Source organism: Arthrobacter sp. JDC6 (genome assembly GCF_056484025.1).
Window position 1 is genome coordinate 100,053 of sequence record NZ_JBWHZN010000002.1, and the last position, 15,114, is coordinate 115,166.

The window sequence follows — 15,114 nt, forward strand, 5'->3', positions numbered from 1 at the left end:
CAGTCTGCTCCGGCAGCCCCGACACCGCAAAGGTTCCCCACAGCAGTACATTTTCGGCCCCCACGGCGGAGCGAAAGCGCCCCTGAGAAACTCACTTCAGAGAGAGGAGCATAGGCCGAGTCAATGGCCATTTTCGGGTGAGTCAGAATCACGGGCGGCCTCTTCGCCCCTGTCCAACTTCCGAATCGAGGCCATCTCTCCCGCGGTGAGCGAGAAGTCGAAAACGGATAAGTTTTCTTTGAGCCACAGAGGGTCGGATGCTTGCGGGATGGGGACGATGTCCTGTTGGACATGCCACCGCAGCAGGACTTGGGCTGGAGATTTGTCCAGGCGCTGAGCGATCTCGATGATCAGCGGATTCGCCCGCAGACCGGAGGACCGACCGATAGGACTCCAGGCTTCGGTGACTATTCCCAATAACCTGTGGACAGCGCGCGGCTCAGTCCGGGCAAGGTCGGGGCTCAGTTGGATCTGGTTTACGTCCGGAACTACTCCCGTTGCATCGATAATGTCCTTCAGGTGGGCTGGTTTGAAATTTGAAACTCCAATGGCTTTTACACGGCCCTCCTCCAGCAACTTCACAAGGCCCTTCCAGGCGTCCACGTACTTGCCCAAGGCCGGAACCGGCCAGTGACACATGAACATGTCCAGATGGTCAAGGCCGAGTTTGCGCAGGCTCTCGTCGTAGGCGCGCTGCACTCCATCGATGCTGTGGGACTCTTTGTTGAACTTGCTGGAAATAAATAATTCGGATCGGGGGACGCCGGCGGTGCGGATGCCCCGGCCGACTGCTTCTTCGTTTCTGTACTGGAACGCGGTGTCGACCAGGCGGTAACCGCTCTGCAGTGCGAAACGCACCGCAGTTTCGCACTCGTCTTCCAGCATCGGCCAGGTTCCGAGGCCAAGCCGGGGAATGGTGTGTCCGTGCGGCAATTTCAGCCGGGGAATGTCCGAAGCAGTGGTGTCAGTCGTTTCAGTTGTCATCGGGCACCTTTTTCTCGGGAGCTTCAAGCTGAGTTTGTTGGAGCGGCCTGCCTGGACCTGATTCTGTTGGCGCGATCTGCGCTGGAAGGTCTTTTCTGCGGATACTTCCAGCTGCTGGAAGGGTCATGAGGACGCCGGCCGTGACCAGCGCTGCGGCAACAGGGACCACGCTGACCAGCAGTGCCATCACAAACGGTGTTAGGAAGAGCGCTGAAGCCCGTACCGTGCCAGTCAGGGAGAGAGCATCCCCGCGTTCTTCCGGGTGCACTTCATCTGCAGCTATGGCCGGTCCGACAGTCTGGAGGATCCCGGCACCAACGCCGGAAACAGCGAGGGCGGCGGCGGCGGCAACTGCGGCGCCGGCCAGTGGCCCCGCCGCGGCCAAGCCCGTCCCCGTGGCCAGGAGGCCCGTGAGAAGGGACGTCCTGTTTCCCCGCCTGCGCAGCCAGCTCGCAGATGCACTTCCGGCCAGGACGGCAGCGTTGGGTATGGCTACCAGGATTCCGATGACGGCGACGGGTTGGCCGGCAAGGGAGAGCACGATGGGAACGTAGGAGTCCAAGAGGCTCTTCCAGGCGCCCGCTCCAGCGTTCATCCAGCAGGCGGCATCGACGCCAGGGCGCCGCCAGAGGCCTCGCGCCATTATTCCGCCTGTGGCATGCTCCGGAGCGAACACAGGAAGCCTAGTCAGAAGGGCAGCAGGGATGACGGCCGCCGATCCTGCCGCTGCCGCCACGATCAGCGGCAGCGGTGTCGAAAGTTCCCAGAGATAACCGGCAAGTGCAGGCCCCAGCAGTGCTCCGACCCCTGCGGCGAGATTCACGTCAGTCAGTCCCTTGACAGACGAGGTCGACATGCGGACGGCGTGCGTCTGGCTGCTGGTCCAGAACAAGGCTCGAGCCGAGCCCTGGACCAGCTGGGATACTACGAAAATTGCCAATGCATCTGAGACTGCGATCAGAGCGCACGAGACGGCAATCATGAGCGCTGCTCCCACGAGGAGGGCTTTGTCTGGGACCCTGCGCATCAGTGCTCCCAGGAAGATCCGGGTCACTAACTGCGAGACTGCTGCAAGTGCAACCATCATTCCGACTTCGACCGTGCTGTACCCCACGGCAATGGCCAATATCGGCACCACCACTGCCAGGGTTCCAAGGGCGAACGAGAACAATACCGTCGCGGCAATGCTCAGGATTCTGTCAGCGCCGGACAGGCCCACGGTCTGGCCTTTGCAGGATGATGGCACGCCGCCCTTGGGTCGGAGTCCGGTTAGAGAGCCGGCACGGCGATTTCTGCGCCGTGCCGGGCTTACCCGCGGACATGTTCGAGATAGGTGTTTGCTTCTTCCAGACCGACAACATCGCCGTATTTGTTGTCAATGTCGAAAAGGCTGGCGAGGTGCGGCAGTTCGGCCCGGTCTCCGACGCCCTCCTCAACAACGATGGTGTGGAATCCGTAGGAACATGAATCCACGGCGGTAGCCCGGATGCATCCGCTGGTGGTGCCGCCGATGAGGATCAGCGTATCGATGCCTTTGGACACCAGACGGGCCGCGAGATCGGTGCCGAAAAAGCAGGATGCATACTTTTTCACGAGCAGCATTTCATTGTTTTGGCGCTCGAGCCTGTCGTCGAGTTCCACCCATTCGCTTCCCTCAACCAACCAGCTGTTGGACGGGATTTTCCGGATCCATTTACCGGCCTCCTGCAGGTCGGTGTCGTACGCGACAGTTGAAAAGATGATCGGAACGCCAGCGCCCCGAGCTCTTCCAAGAAGTTCCTGGGCTGCCTTTAGCTGTTCGTCAAGGTCTCCGGCCAAGGGCGATCTTGAATCCGTGAATCCGCGGATCATGTCAACCACCAGAAGCGCCGGGCGGCTCCCGAAACCGATCCTTCCGCCCAGTCCCTTTTCCTTGAATTGGGACCTTAACCTCTGGTATTCCTCTCGGGCAGCAGTCGCAGACATGCTTTCCCCTTTCTTAGAGCGTTTCAGTACTCAGACACGTAGGCAAGCGGGCGTGCAGGCCCCCTGGGGCTAGACCTTGTTGCCCAGCCGCCGTTCGACTGCCCACAGGGCGAGGTTCCCGGCCAGTGCGATCGCAGCGAGGAGCACGATGATGCCGTACATGGTTGGCAGGTCCAGCATGCCGTAGGCCCGCAGCGCCAAAAGCCCGAGACCGGCACGCGCAGCGAAGAATTCGGCGATGATCACGTTGATGAACGCGATGCTGAAACCGATACGGATGCCAACCATGAGCGAGGGTGCCATGGCCGGAATGTATATCTTGGTCACCGTCTGCAGCGGGGATAGGCTCAGCGAGCGTGCCAGCTTGGGCAGGAGCGGGTTGATGGCGCGGACGCCTGCGGTTGTTGAGACCATGATGGGGAATACCGCTGCCAGCGCGGCCATCGCCGATTGCGCTCCCACACCCACTCCGAAAATCTGGAGAAGGATGGGAAAAAAGATTACGCGCGGGATGGCGAAGGCGCCTGCGACGATGGGATCGAAGACGGCACCGAGAAACTTGCTCCGGCCAATGGCATAGCCCAGTGGAAAGCCTATGGCAGCAGCGATGAGGAAACCGATAGCCACCGCCTGCAAGGTCGCGTTGAGGTGCCGGTAAATGGAGCCATCGGCGAAGCGCTTCGCCAGCGCGTTGAGCGAGTCAGTGGGCGAAGCGACGAGGTCACTTATGGAAGACAGCAGTGCCCACAGGAGCACCAAGGCCACCAACACGGCAGCACGCCACACGTTGTCCCGGATGACCCTGGATCTGTTCGCACTCTGTTGAGTGGTGACTGTCGGCAACGAAGGAATCGTTACATCGGTACTCACAGCATGTCCCTTCTGATGCGTTTCTCCAGCCAGGTAAGCACGCTGTTGACCAGTACGCTGAGGACGATGACAACAGCGATATAGGCCCACATGTCTGCTGTGTTCAGTTCCCGGTAGTAGAAGCCGGCGCGGAAGCCGACTCCTTGGGACGCGAGGATGAACTCCATGGCAACGGTGCCGATGACGGCGTAGATAAATCCGAGCTTCACGCCCGGGAAAATAAGCGGCGTCGCCGCCGGAAAGAGAACTTTTAAGTAGTACTGCCGCGGGGAGGCGCTGACCGAATTGGCGAGCTTGTGAAGAATAGGCTTGATGGCGTTCAGGGCAACCATCGTGGTCAGCGCAATTGGAATCAGGGACATCGATGCGGCTATAACGATGATCGGTCCCGCGTTGAGTCCCATCACGGCCAAAAGAACCGGATAAAACAACAAAGTGGGCATTGCATAGCCGGTGACGATGAAGGGCTCAAGGATGCGCCCTGCAGCCGGTACCCGCCACAAGAAAACCCCGAGCGGGACTCCCAGCACAAGTCCGATGGTGAACGCCACCAGAATGGTAGTAAGGGTTCGGGCTGCGTCCTGGCCAAACTGTTCCGTCGGGACGATCGAGGCCAGCCGGGTCAGAATCTCCGATGGTGGCACCATGAGGGACCGGCTGATCATGCCGGTTCTGGTAGTGAGCTCAAGGACAACGACAAGCGTCACAATGATTGCCCAAACGACCAGCGATGAACGCGGTACCATAGCGGCCTTTTGCTTGGCCGGCACGGCCGGGGTCTTCTCCAGAACGCTCACGCCAGCCGCGCCCCTGGTCCCAACGTTTTCTCCGCCTCAACCTTTACCAGCGCCCAGAGGTGGTCTTCCAACTCACGGAACCTTGGCAGCGCGTGGGTTCCCTCCGGCCGGGGCCGTGGCAGATCGATGGTTACCACCTCTTTGACAACGGAGGGCCTGGCTGACATGACCCAAACCTCGTCGGAAAGGTACACGGCTTCCTGGATATCGTGGGTGATGAACAGGACTCTATTGCGTGTCTTTTCCCAGATACGGAGCAGTTCCCGGCCGATGAACTGCCGGGTCTGCTGGTCCAAGGCGCCAAAAGGCTCATCCATGAGCAGGACGCGCGGCTCCATGGCCAAGGCCCGTGCGATCGCAACACGTTGCTTCATTCCTCCGGAAAGCTGGCCGGGGCGGTGGTCCTCGAAACCGGTGAGCCCGACAAGTTCGATCATGCGGCGGGCGCGCTCATGGCGCTCCGCTTTCGGGACGCCTTTGACCTCGAGGCCGAAAGCGACATTGTCCAGGACCGTGCGCCAGTGCAGGGTGGAGTCTTCTTGGAACACCATGGCAGTGTCCCGCCGGGGGCCGGTCACGCTTTCACCGTTTATGCTGACCGAACCCTGCGTGGGCTTCAGCAGGCCGCCGACCATGTCAAGCAAGGTGCTTTTTCCGCAGCCGCTGGGACCGATAACGGAAACGAATTTGCCTTCCGGTATGGCGCCCGAAACGTTAGCGACTGCGTGGGTGACTCCTGTCGCGGTGCCGAAAGTCATTCCGATATTGTCGAAAACGACGTCACTGTCGTGTCCTACTGAATCGATCGGGGATATCTGGCTCATGAAAGGAAGTTCCTCATAACGATGGCGTTCATGTCCGGTTCTTTGGTGATCTGGCCTTGTTCTTTACCGGCGGCGACGACGGCGGCCAGCTGGGCATCGGTGAAGTCCAGGCTGTAGAAGTTCTGCGAGTTCTTCAGCGCCTCAAGAGCCACCTTGGGCTCGTATTTGATTGCCTTCCCGTAGGCGTCGGCGGCCTTTTCGAGGTCGTTGGTAATCAGGTCCATCGCCTTCTTGAGCGCACGGCCCCAGCCCTTCAACGCCTCGGTATTTTCGTCGATGAAGGATCCTGTCGCGACGAGGCAGGTGTCCGACCAGTCCGTTACGTAGTCGCGGGAACGCCAGATCACCTTCGCTCCGCTTTCGGAGGCGATTTTCTCGGAAAGCGGCGAAGCCGTCCACGCTACGTCAACAACTTTCTGGGAGACGGCGGTCCACGAATCGCTCGCTGAGCCGACGCTGATAAGTTCAACGTCCTTGCCTGGGACTAAGCCAGCGGCCCGCAGCGTGCGGTCTGCGAAATACGAGGAGTTTGATCCTGGCGTGCTGACTGCCACTTTCTTGCCCCTGACATCCTCAATGGAGGTGACGGGAGAGTCGGGCAGCGCAATGAAGTCGACAGAAGCCGCCGTATAAACATTGCCGAAGATTTTTACGTCCATGCCCTTCTCGGCCGCGATAAAGACGGGAATAGTGGACGACGTACCGAAACCTATGCCGGATTCGATTCCTCGAACAGTGTCAAGCCCCCCTGGGAACTGAATATGCTCAAGGGTCAGCCCCTCTTCCTCGTAGTAGCCTTCCGTCTGGGCGATAAAGAAGGGGGCGGAATGAATAAGACTGGCCAGACCAGTAATAGCAACGTCGCCGGAATATCCCTTCTTACCCCCGCCGCTGCCGCCGCTGTCCTGGCCGCACGCCGTGAGGCCTCCCAGAAATAACGTCCCGCCCGCTGCCGCTGTGATCTTGATAAATCCGCGGCGTCCCATTGGTTCAAAACTCATTCGGCTCTCCCTCATCTTCGTGTCAGATCCGTGGTTGTACAAGTGAAACACATCACTTTACTGCTGTCCAGATAAAAGTTCTGTACAGCAGAGGCAGTGGTAGGCCTTTGTTCTTGACCACCCTGATGTCGTTCTAATGGCTTCGATGCCCGCTCTGCCGTTGCAACAACGGGGACGGTGGGTGTTCGAGCGCCGACAATCAAAGGCGGTGATGTGTCTGTAGAGGAATGGTCAGGGTCCAGCAAACGGTTGTGGTTCGAAAGCCCGCAGGGCTCACCGTCCAGGCCCGATAGTCTCTCGTCCAGGTATCGGAATGGACCGCGGTCGTCCTAGAAGACCGGCTCGCCAACGATCGGGGACGCTTCACACGCCTTGGTTGGCCCCTTCCCCAGCGAACGGGTCGGAAAACTTGGACATGACGCGGACATGACGAGACCCTGGATCGGGAGAGCCGAGGATCCGGTGGTGTGTCGACCGGTCATTGAGATTGTCACTGACTTCCGCCGCCCGTTCGTCCCGAACCAGGCCCCTATGATGGAAGCATGCGTCCGTGCTGGGAGCTTCATGTGGAGCCGGAGCCGCGAGCTCCCCTCGATGGCGTCGCCCGTGACCTCGGCCTCGTTTCGGACGTCTCTGCGGGACGACGGGGGGCGGTGATGCGTCTCTGGCAGCCGGACCGGACCGTCGTGCTGGTCGCGGAGGAAGCGTCTCGCACAGCGCCGCGGGAGGACGTGCCCGTTGTTGCGCGCCCCACGCCCGGTGGGCAGTGGCTTGCTGCCGGACCTGCGGCCATCCTGTGGTCGACGATCGCCACCAGGGAAACGCTCGGGATCAGCGGAACGGAGGACCCGCTCGAAGCCGCGTCTGAATGGGTGCTCGCCTCGTTGCGCCAGCTGGGAATGCAGGTGAGCCTGCAGGCAGGCGGAACGATTTGGACACCGATGGGCGTGGTCGGCGCTTGCGCGGTCGTCAAGCAGGACGGCGTCATCCTCGCGCAGGGCATCGTTGATTATGCAATGGATGCGGGTGATTGCGTGGGGACGGATCCGGTGCCGGCGGAGAACGTCCGTAGCCAATCGGGCTTGCCCTTGCCGCTCGTTATCGATCGTTTCGCGCGCATGGCGCGCACGCTCTTCCGGGCAAAGGTCATCTCGCCGGCATCCGGGTCGGCCTTACCTCGGTCCTGAGGCAAAGACGGGGTGTGTCCCAGGAGGGTTTCTGGGACACCCCCTGTTGAACGTCGGTGATCAGCCCGTGTAGGCCTTCGTGATGAGGTCGACGTACTCCTGTGGTGAGCCCATCACGTCGTTGACGAGCTTCTGCACGTCGTCGCCGCTCGTATAGTGGACCGGCCGCTTGGTGTCGGCGGCAGCCTTGATGAAGGCCTTGTCGGTCATGACCTTCTCGAAGGCGTCGCGGATTGTCTGCAGCGTGCCCGGGTCCATTCCTGGGGGGGCCGCGAGGAGGCGGCCGCTGGAGATGAGCTTCGTGTGCAGCGTTGCGAGTTCCTTCTGGTCGCCCTTCACCACGTCGAGGAGGTTGTCGACGTCCTTGATCTCCTTCTCACCGGTGTTCTCGCCGATGACGAGGATCGGTTTAAGATCGCCGGCGTTGATACCTGGCTGCTGGCTGCCGAACGAGCGCGAATGCAGCTCGACGTTGCCCTGGATAACGTTGAGGCTGGCCTCGTTGCTGGACTTGAAACCGGTCACGACCTGGTTGTCCATGCCAAGGAGCTGGTTCAGAACTACGGCGTCGATGTACTCGTTTGAGCCGGGGCCGGTGGCCGCGAAGCGTTTGCCAGCGATGTCGTCCACTGACGCGATGCTGGAGGACTTGCTGGTGGCGAGCACGTCGGGTTCGGAGCTGATTTGGCCGATGTAACTCATTGTCTTCGCGTCGTACCGGACGCCGTTGGTCTTCGCGATCGCAGCACCGAGGTGGCCGGGGCCGTTGAGCAGCACGAGGGTTTTCCCGTCCGGCTTGGCGTGCACGGACTCGTTCGTGGCGAGGATGCCGCCCGCGCCGGGCTTGTTCTCGACAATTACTGTAGCGCCGAGCTCGTCGGCAAGCTTCGGGGCCAACATGCGGGCGTAGGCGTCGTAGCCCCCGCCCGGGTCGAACGGGACGACCAGCGTGATCGTCTGGTTTTTCAGTTTGGCCGCTGCGTCCTCCGGGGAGGTTGACGCGCCGGTGGCACCTGCCGACGAGCAGCCTGTGAGTGCGCCGCCGGCGAGGGCGAGGGCGGCGAGGCCGAGTGCGAGCTTACGCATTGGGACGGGTCCTTTCGATTTTGGTGCGCCCGGACCATAGGCGGCCGGGCGGTGACGCGGGAAGGGAGAGCAGGGAAACGGGCGCTCAGGCGAGGCCGAGCAGCCCGCCCGGCAGCGGCAGTTTGAGGGCGATCGCGAAGACCACGTAGATGACGCCGCCGAGCAGGGCCGCGTAGATGGCGGCGAACCACCACGACTTGGCGGTTTGGAAGCGCAGGTAACCTACGGTGAAGGCGACCATGGCGAGGTAGATACCGAAGACCGACAGTGCGACAAAGAAGCCGCCGAGCCAGCCGAGCGAGGTGATCCAGTCCCGCGTCGAGAGGTTCTTGAAGAACTCGTACTCCTGCTCGGCCACCGACTTGGCGGCCTCGGGCACGTTGGTCTTCGGGGCGGCCGGCTTGGGCGGGAAGAACAGCACCCGTACGAGTAAGGAGGCGCTGGCAATCACACCCACGCCGCTGACGCCGAGAGGGAAGTAGGCGGCGAGGTCCCTCCAGCCCGTGGCCATCAGGAACGCCACGACGAACACGACGAGCAGCACGGATGTGATGATCAGATCGGGCTTGTGCACGTGGCGCCCCCGCGAGCCGCCCTCGCCGTCGCCTTCGATGGAGTGGATCATTTCGGTGCTCATACGAGACCTCCGGTGGCCAGGAGCTCGCGCTTATCGGCGCGCTTTTTGCGAGCGGTGCGGACCGCGGTGAACATGATCATGCCGGCGATGATGACCTCGATGACGATCACGCCGGGCCGGCTGAGCCAGTTGAACTGGAACAGCGCGTAGCTGACGGTGAAGTACCGCTCGAGGATCTCGCCGAGCACCAGACCAAGCAGCAGCGGGATGCGGGGCCACTTGAAGCGGCTGCACATCACGCCGATGGCGAGGAAGACGAGCATGATCCAGACGTCGTCGAGCGAGCTGGTGTTCGAGAATGCGCCGATGGTGAGCATCGTGATGAGAAACGGTACGAGCAGCCTTCCGGTCACCGAGGTGAGCTTGGCAAGGGGACGGATCAGCAGGTAGCCGAGGATGACAGCCGCGATCGTGCTCAGCACGATGATCCACACGAGCGAGAGCGTCACGTTGAGGTGCTCGCCCAGCATCTCGGGGCCAGGATTCAGGCCGAGGATCAGGAACGCGCCGAGTAGCACCGCCATGCTCGCGCCCGACGGCACGCCGAAGGCGATCGTCGGTACGAGGTGGCCCCCGTCCTTCGCTGTCGTGGTCGCACCTGCGGCGATCACGCCCTCGATCGAACCGTTGCCGAACTCCTCGGGATGCTTCGAGGTTTGCTTGGCGTGGCCGTAGGCGATGAACTGGGACACCGATCCTCCGAGACCGGGCATCATTCCCAGGACGGCACCGATGGCACTGGTGCGCAGCATCAACGACCAGTGGCGAAAGGAATCCTTGACGCCGACGAGGATGCCGCCAAGGTGTGGCGGCACGGCCGTCTTGGTGTCACCGTCTTTGTCGAGCATGGACTGCAGCACTTCGGCACCGCCGAGGAGACCGACGACGACGGGGACAATGCCGATGCCCTCCCAGAGGTGCAGGCTTCCGAAGGTGTACCGGGCCGCACGCGACTCTGATCTGCCTGAAAACGGCCATTGATTCCGACGATGCTTCTTCACGGAATCGAGAGGGGTTGACGAACCTCACATTTTGCGTCATCCTCTTGATTACAGAAACCTTCTCTGCAACACAGAGAAGACATGCGGGCCCAACGAAGGAGACCTCTCATGACAGACCAGACCAGCGTTATCCAGGACGTGCAGCGCGGCATGATTCCTGCACACATTTACAACGATAAGGAGATCTTCGAGCTCGAAAAGGAGCGCCTATTCGGACGGAGTTGGCTCTTCGTTGCCCACGAGTCCGAAGTGCCCGAAGCCGGCGACTACGTAGTGCGCCGTGTACTCGAAGATTCATTCATCATTTCCCGAGACGAAAAGGGCGAGATCCGTGCTCTCTTTAACATGTGCCTCCACCGGGGAATGCAGGTCTGCCGGGCCGAGATGGGAAACGCCTCGCATTTCCGCTGCCCCTACCACGGCTGGTCCTACCGCAACGATGGTCGCATCGTGGGTCTGCCGTTCCACAAAGAGGCCTACGGTGGGGAAGAAGGCTTCAAGAAAAAAGGTCAGACTCTGCTCCCCGCTCCTTCTCTGGGGGTATACAACGGTCTGATTTTCATCAGCCTTGACCCTGACGCGGAACCCCTTGAGGACTTCCTGGGCGACTTCAAGTTCTACATGGATTACTACACCAAGCAAAGCGCTGACGGCATCGAACTCCGGGGCCCCCAGCGCTGGCGTGTCAAAGCGAACTGGAAGATCGGCGCCGAAAACTTCGCCGGCGACATGTACCACACTCCCCAAACGCACACGTCAGTTGTTGAAATCGGTCTCTTCCGCGAACCCAAGGCTGAGAAGCGCAAGGACGGAACAACCTACTGGGCCGGCAACGGCGGCGGTACCACCTACAAGCTCCCCGAGGGCACCTTGGAGGAACGGCTTCGCTATGTCGGCTACCCCGACGACATGATCGCGCGGATGAAGGAGCAATGGAGCCAGGAGCAGCTTGATGTAGTCGGCAAGGACGGATTCATGGTCTCGGCCGCATCGGTCTTCCCAAACATGAGCTTCGTCCACAACTGGCCCCGCGTAGAAGAGGACTCCGACGAAGTCCTGCCGTTTATCTCCATCCGCCAATGGCAGCCCATCAGCGAGGACGAGACCGAAATCGTTTCGTGGTTTGCCGTGGACAAGAACGCGTCAGAGGAGTTCAAAGCCCTTTCGTACAAGGCATATCTCATGTGCTTTGGCAGCGGCGGCATGTTTGAACAAGACGACGTTGAAAACTGGGTCTCGCTGACGAGCACGGCGGGCGGCCCTATGGCCCGCCGCCTCCTGCTCAACAGCCGGATGGGCATGCTGGAAAACGGGCAGAACGTCGTAGAACCCCTGACCTCAGATGAGTATTCAGGACCAGGTTCCACACGAATCGGCTACAGCGAATACAACCAGCGTGAACTCCTGCTGCGGTGGGCTGATCACCTCGAACGACCGATGGAGAAAGCGGCCCAGCTGCACGTCGGAACCGATCCTATTCAGGCACCCGCGGCCACCGAGGCGGATCCTTCACGGGCCGCCGTCGGGAGCACTGCCATCCCAGCCGACCCGATCCTCACAAAGGAGGCCTAGGCCATGAGCGTTGAAACCGATCGCAACGGCAAGACCCTTTCGGAGCAGTCTGTTCTCGGTGGCCATGCCCCACGCACCCAGAGGATAGGGGAATCCCTCCCGTTCGATGATGCGCTCCACCTTCAGGCGCACCGTTGGCTGGTTGACGAAGCCTACCTCCTGGACGCCCAGGACTATGACGCATGGATGGCACGGATTGCTGAGGACGTGCATTATCTGATGCCCGTGCGGGTGACGACCGCCCTGGGTGCCGGCTACAGCACGTCCCCCGGTATGGCCCATCTTGATGAAAACAGGTACTCGCTCAGCCGACGGGTAGCCCGGTTTGCCACAGAGCATGCCTGGACCGAAGACCCTCCCTCACGGTTGCGCCACTACATCACGAACGTTCGGACGTTCCGCACAGACAACCCGAACGAAATCATCGTTGATTCGGCGGTGCTGCTCTTCCGCAGCAGGGGCGATGTACGGGAGGCCGCTACGGTGTCCGCCGGACGTGAGGACCTTCTGCGCCGCACCGGTACCGGATGGGAACTGGCGCGTCGGACCATCATGGTGGATGAGTCGGTTATCCGCATGCAGAATCTGGCCATATTCCTATGAAAATTGGTTGGGAAGGCGAGGAAGAAGACCGCCTTGCCGCCATTCGCGCGGCAGAGGAACGCGTCCGGCTGGAAGCGCATGCCACTGGCGCTCCGATCGTGATTGCCAATGAGTTTTCCGAGGTGCACATCACAAGGGTGGAGACCCGCAATGGCTCCCGGCTGATGATCAAATCCCCGCGCTCCGCGCAGTGGGTTTCATTGTGCCCGCTGGAACTCGAGGCGCTGACATGGCAGGCGCCGGCAACGTTTTCGGCCATGATCGGAAATCCATTCGGTCCGCTCATCGCCGAGGATGAACGACCGCCCCAATTCAAGAAGAACAGCAACACTTAGGCCAAGGAGTTTGAGCATGCCAGTCGTAAAAGCAGACCTAGCAGCCTGCCAGGGGTACGCCAACTGCGTTGTCGGGGCGACCGATTATTTTGATCTGGATGACGACGGGATCGTAGTCCTCCTCAAGACTGAAGTACCCGAGGCTGACCGGGCCCGGGTCGTGGAGGCAGCCCGCAGCTGCCCCGTTTCCGCCCTGATAGTGGAGGACTAATTGAATACAGTAACTGTCATCGTGGGCTCCTCCATCGGGGGTGTACGGACCGCACAGTCCCTACGCCTGGAGGGATACGAAGGACGTATCGTTCTCGTCGGTGAAGAAACGGAACTGCCCTACGACAAGCCGCCGTTGTCCAAAACTGTCCTGGCAGGTACAGCAACTGAAGCCTCCATCTGCCTACTGGACCGCGACCAAGCCCAGGAATTAGGAATAGAGCTGCAACTTGGACGTGCAGCAACCGGGATCGACATCGCAGGAAACCTGCTGAATCTGCAAGGTCAGGAAGCTCTGCACTTCGACAACCTGGTCAAGCCACAGGCGCCTCCGCCCGCCCATCGCCGTGGGGGCAGCGGCCTGGCATCCATGTTCTTCGCACCCTCGACGACGGCCGCAGCCTCCGTGCGGACCTCGCGAAGGGTGGACATCTGGCTGTTGTCGGCGCAGGTTTCATCGGCGCCGAAGCCGCGGCGACAGCGCGGGCGCTTGGTCTGGAAGTGACAGTTATCGACCCACTCCCGATCCCTATGAGCCGCATCTTCAACGCGGAAGTCGGACAGTGGTTCGGAGACCTTCACAGTAGCAATGGCGTGAAGACAATCTTTGGTACCGGAGTCGAGTCCATCGACGGCGAACAGGGCTCTTTCGCCCTGCGGCTTACCAACGGTCAGAACCTGGAGGCCGCCACAATTCTGGTCGGCATTGGCGCCGTTCCCAACGACGCCTGGCTCGCATCTTCCGGTCTGCTCGTGGACAACGGCCTGGTGCTCGACGAATACTGCCGCACCGTGGATGCCCCACACATATATGGCGTCGGCGACGTTGCACGATGGCGGCACCAAAAACATGGCGAAGATATCCGGATCGAGCACTGGACCAACGCCGTCGAGCAGGCCGCGTGCGTGGCTTACAACATCACGCATCCGGAGACTCCCCGCGCCTACACTCCCGTCGAGTACGTCTGGAGCGACCAACACGATTGGAAGATCCAGGTGGTAGGCCGGGTGGGCGGAAAGGCTGAACACGTCGTTATCGGACATCCGGAAGTTCACGGGCGCTTCGCCGCGCTATATACGGTTGACGGCACCAGCCTGAGTGGTGCCGCCATCGTGAACTGGCCTAAGGCGCTCCTGGCCTGCCGCCGCGGCATGGGTACGGGAATAACAGTTCAAGAACTGCGGGAGAAACTCGAACCAATGCTAGACCCCCAACCCTTGGCGGCATCCTGATGGGACAGACTTGGTCACCCCTGACACATGCAGGGGCGAGGGAAGCGATTGCTTTGGCCTGCCGTGTGCTGGCACACCGTGGCCTGGCAGACGGCATCCTCGGCCATATCAGCCTTCGAATCGGCGAGAACAGCCTGCTGGTCCGATGTAGGGGTCCCCAGGAGCGCGGGCTGGCATTCACCGAAGCCAGCGACATCCGTTTGGTCGACCTTGACGGCAACCCCGCTGCTGAAGGCGAGTTGGAGGGGGGATACTCCGCCCCTAACGAACTCCCCCTGCACACGGAACTGTTACGCCAACGCCCCGACATCAACGCGGTCGTCCACGCGCACCCGCCTCGGGTCGTCGCAGCTGACCTCGCCGGGCTTGGCATCCGCCCGATCGTCGGAGCCTTCGATATTCCAGGCACCCGCCTGGCAGCAGGCGGGGTACCCGTGTATCCGCGGGGAGTACTGGTCAGGAACCGCCAGTTGGCTGCGGAAATGCTCCACGCCATGGGTGATCGTCCTGTCGTGCTGCTCCGCGGACACGGGCTGACCAGCGCCGCAGGGAGCGTGGAGCAAGCAGTACTCCAGGCAATCAGCGTAGATACCCTTGCAGGGTTGTCGCTTCAGGTGACTTCAGCTGGGGGAGCGCTCAAAGACCTCCCAGACTCGGACATGGCTGAACTGCCAGACCTCGGTGGGTCGTTCAACACGCAAACGGCTTGGAGACACGAACTCGCTCGGATTAACGCTGCATGGTGAAGCTAGCCGACAGGAGCGTACAGACTCTCATCCCGGGGACGGAGGGGACATCTGACATGTCTT

General features: G+C 61.2%; 16 protein-coding genes and 1 pseudogene. 7 read left to right on the top strand and 10 right to left on the bottom strand.

Annotation, left to right across the window (positions count from 1 at the left end; all coding sequences use genetic code 11):
- Positions 1 to 120 precede the first annotated feature (120 nt).
- From ACV095_RS21470 to ACV095_RS21500, 7 genes are all read right to left on the bottom strand, one after another.
- Positions 121 to 984, bottom strand: coding sequence for an aldo/keto reductase (locus ACV095_RS21470; RefSeq protein WP_011689781.1), 864 nt, complete (start codon positions 982 to 984; stop codon positions 121 to 123).
- Positions 974 to 2,203, bottom strand: coding sequence for an MFS transporter (locus ACV095_RS21475; protein ID WP_013603158.1), 1,230 nt, complete (start codon positions 2,201 to 2,203; stop codon positions 974 to 976). The genes ACV095_RS21470 and ACV095_RS21475 overlap by 11 nt, the downstream gene beginning before the upstream one ends.
- Before the next feature lie 89 nt (positions 2,204 to 2,292).
- Positions 2,293 to 2,949: an N-carbamoylsarcosine amidohydrolase gene (locus ACV095_RS21480; RefSeq protein ID WP_264963366.1), complete on the bottom strand. Its 657-nt coding sequence runs from the start codon at positions 2,947 to 2,949 to the stop codon at positions 2,293 to 2,295.
- A gap of 69 nt (positions 2,950 to 3,018) precedes the next feature.
- Positions 3,019 to 3,819: an ABC transporter permease gene (locus ACV095_RS21485; RefSeq protein WP_011689778.1), complete on the bottom strand. Its 801-nt coding sequence runs from the start codon at positions 3,817 to 3,819 to the stop codon at positions 3,019 to 3,021.
- On the bottom strand, positions 3,816 to 4,616 hold the full coding sequence (locus tag ACV095_RS21490) for an ABC transporter permease (RefSeq protein WP_410869352.1): 801 nt from the start codon (positions 4,614 to 4,616) through the stop codon (positions 3,816 to 3,818). The genes ACV095_RS21485 and ACV095_RS21490 overlap by 4 nt, the downstream gene beginning before the upstream one ends.
- Positions 4,613 to 5,440 carry an ABC transporter ATP-binding protein gene (locus ACV095_RS21495; protein WP_011689776.1) on the bottom strand — a complete coding sequence of 276 codons (828 nt, stop codon included), beginning with the start codon at positions 5,438 to 5,440 and terminating at the stop codon, positions 4,613 to 4,615. Before ACV095_RS21495 ends, ACV095_RS21490 begins: the two co-directional genes overlap by 4 nt.
- Positions 5,437 to 6,441, bottom strand: a complete 1,005-nt coding sequence (locus ACV095_RS21500) for an ABC transporter substrate-binding protein (protein ID WP_011689775.1) — start codon at positions 6,439 to 6,441, stop codon at positions 5,437 to 5,439. Before ACV095_RS21500 ends, ACV095_RS21495 begins: the two co-directional genes overlap by 4 nt.
- 656 nt (positions 6,442 to 7,097) lie before the next feature.
- Here ACV095_RS21500 and ACV095_RS21505 point away from each other — a divergent pair.
- A complete protein-coding gene (locus ACV095_RS21505; protein ID WP_232223687.1) occupies positions 7,098 to 7,628 on the top strand; it encodes a lipoate--protein ligase family protein in 531 nt (176 codons plus the stop codon).
- A 60-nt stretch (positions 7,629 to 7,688) separates the two neighbouring features.
- Here ACV095_RS21505 and ACV095_RS21510 read toward each other — a convergent pair whose 3' ends face one another.
- From ACV095_RS21510 to ACV095_RS21520, 3 genes are all read right to left on the bottom strand, one after another.
- The gene (locus tag ACV095_RS21510; protein ID WP_011689773.1) at positions 7,689 to 8,714 is read right to left on the bottom strand and encodes a Bug family tripartite tricarboxylate transporter substrate binding protein; all 1,026 of its coding nucleotides are present in this window, start codon (positions 8,712 to 8,714) and stop codon (positions 7,689 to 7,691) included.
- A gap of 85 nt (positions 8,715 to 8,799) precedes the next feature.
- The gene (locus tag ACV095_RS21515; protein ID WP_011689772.1) at positions 8,800 to 9,351 is read right to left on the bottom strand and encodes a tripartite tricarboxylate transporter TctB family protein; all 552 of its coding nucleotides are present in this window, start codon (positions 9,349 to 9,351) and stop codon (positions 8,800 to 8,802) included.
- Entirely contained in the window at positions 9,348 to 10,352 is a 1,005-nt protein-coding gene (locus tag ACV095_RS21520; RefSeq protein WP_264963365.1) for a tripartite tricarboxylate transporter permease, read from the bottom strand. Before ACV095_RS21520 ends, ACV095_RS21515 begins: the two co-directional genes overlap by 4 nt.
- Positions 10,353 to 10,460: 108 nt before the next feature.
- Here ACV095_RS21520 and ACV095_RS21525 point away from each other — a divergent pair, with 108 nt between their 5' ends.
- The 6 genes and pseudogenes from ACV095_RS21525 to phtC all read left to right on the top strand — a co-directional run bounded on the left by ACV095_RS21525 (position 10,461) and on the right by phtC (position 15,051).
- A complete protein-coding gene (locus ACV095_RS21525) occupies positions 10,461 to 11,924 on the top strand; it encodes a Rieske 2Fe-2S domain-containing protein (protein ID WP_286404977.1) in 1,464 nt (487 codons plus the stop codon).
- Between the two features lie 3 nt (positions 11,925 to 11,927).
- Positions 11,928 to 12,527, top strand: coding sequence for a 3-phenylpropionate/cinnamic acid dioxygenase subunit beta (locus ACV095_RS21530; RefSeq protein ID WP_013603012.1), 600 nt, complete (start codon positions 11,928 to 11,930; stop codon positions 12,525 to 12,527).
- Complete coding sequence (locus tag ACV095_RS21535) at positions 12,524 to 12,862, top strand: hypothetical protein (RefSeq protein ID WP_169094770.1); 339 nt, start codon at positions 12,524 to 12,526, stop codon at positions 12,860 to 12,862. The genes ACV095_RS21530 and ACV095_RS21535 overlap by 4 nt, the downstream gene beginning before the upstream one ends.
- 16 nt (positions 12,863 to 12,878) lie before the next feature.
- Complete coding sequence (locus ACV095_RS21540; RefSeq protein ID WP_013603014.1) at positions 12,879 to 13,073, top strand: ferredoxin; 195 nt, start codon at positions 12,879 to 12,881, stop codon at positions 13,071 to 13,073.
- A pseudogene (locus ACV095_RS21545) lies at positions 13,074 to 14,305 on the top strand (NAD(P)/FAD-dependent oxidoreductase).
- The gene (gene phtC, locus ACV095_RS21550; protein ID WP_264963784.1) at positions 14,305 to 15,051 is read left to right on the top strand and encodes a 3,4-dihydroxyphthalate decarboxylase; all 747 of its coding nucleotides are present in this window, start codon (positions 14,305 to 14,307) and stop codon (positions 15,049 to 15,051) included. The pseudogene ACV095_RS21545 and the gene phtC overlap by 1 nt, the downstream one beginning before the upstream one ends.
- The last annotated feature ends 63 nt before the right edge of the window (positions 15,052 to 15,114 follow it).

Bases quoted from the DNA above. Each gene is read 5' to 3' on its own strand.
- ACV095_RS21470 (WP_011689781.1), bottom strand. From the start codon at position 984: ATGACAACTGAAACGACTGACACCACTGCTTCGGACATTCCCCGGCTG.
- ACV095_RS21480 (WP_264963366.1), bottom strand. From the start codon at position 2,949: ATGTCTGCGACTGCTGCCCGAGAGGAATACCAGAGGTTAAGGTCCCAA.
- ACV095_RS21495 (WP_011689776.1), bottom strand. From the start codon at position 5,440: ATGAGCCAGATATCCCCGATCGATTCAGTAGGACACGACAGTGACGTC.
- ACV095_RS21500 (WP_011689775.1), bottom strand. From the start codon at position 6,441: ATGAGTTTTGAACCAATGGGACGCCGCGGATTTATCAAGATCACAGCG.
- ACV095_RS21505 (WP_232223687.1), top strand. From the start codon at position 7,098: ATGCGTCTCTGGCAGCCGGACCGGACCGTCGTGCTGGTCGCGGAGGAA.
- ACV095_RS21510 (WP_011689773.1), bottom strand. From the start codon at position 8,714: ATGCGTAAGCTCGCACTCGGCCTCGCCGCCCTCGCCCTCGCCGGCGGC.
- ACV095_RS21515 (WP_011689772.1), bottom strand. From the start codon at position 9,351: ATGAGCACCGAAATGATCCACTCCATCGAAGGCGACGGCGAGGGCGGC.
- ACV095_RS21525 (WP_286404977.1), top strand. From the start codon at position 10,461: ATGACAGACCAGACCAGCGTTATCCAGGACGTGCAGCGCGGCATGATT.
- ACV095_RS21530 (WP_013603012.1), top strand. From the start codon at position 11,928: ATGAGCGTTGAAACCGATCGCAACGGCAAGACCCTTTCGGAGCAGTCT.
- ACV095_RS21535 (WP_169094770.1), top strand. From the start codon at position 12,524: ATGAAAATTGGTTGGGAAGGCGAGGAAGAAGACCGCCTTGCCGCCATT.
- ACV095_RS21540 (WP_013603014.1), top strand. From the start codon at position 12,879: ATGCCAGTCGTAAAAGCAGACCTAGCAGCCTGCCAGGGGTACGCCAAC.
- phtC (WP_264963784.1), top strand. From the start codon at position 14,305: ATGGGACAGACTTGGTCACCCCTGACACATGCAGGGGCGAGGGAAGCG.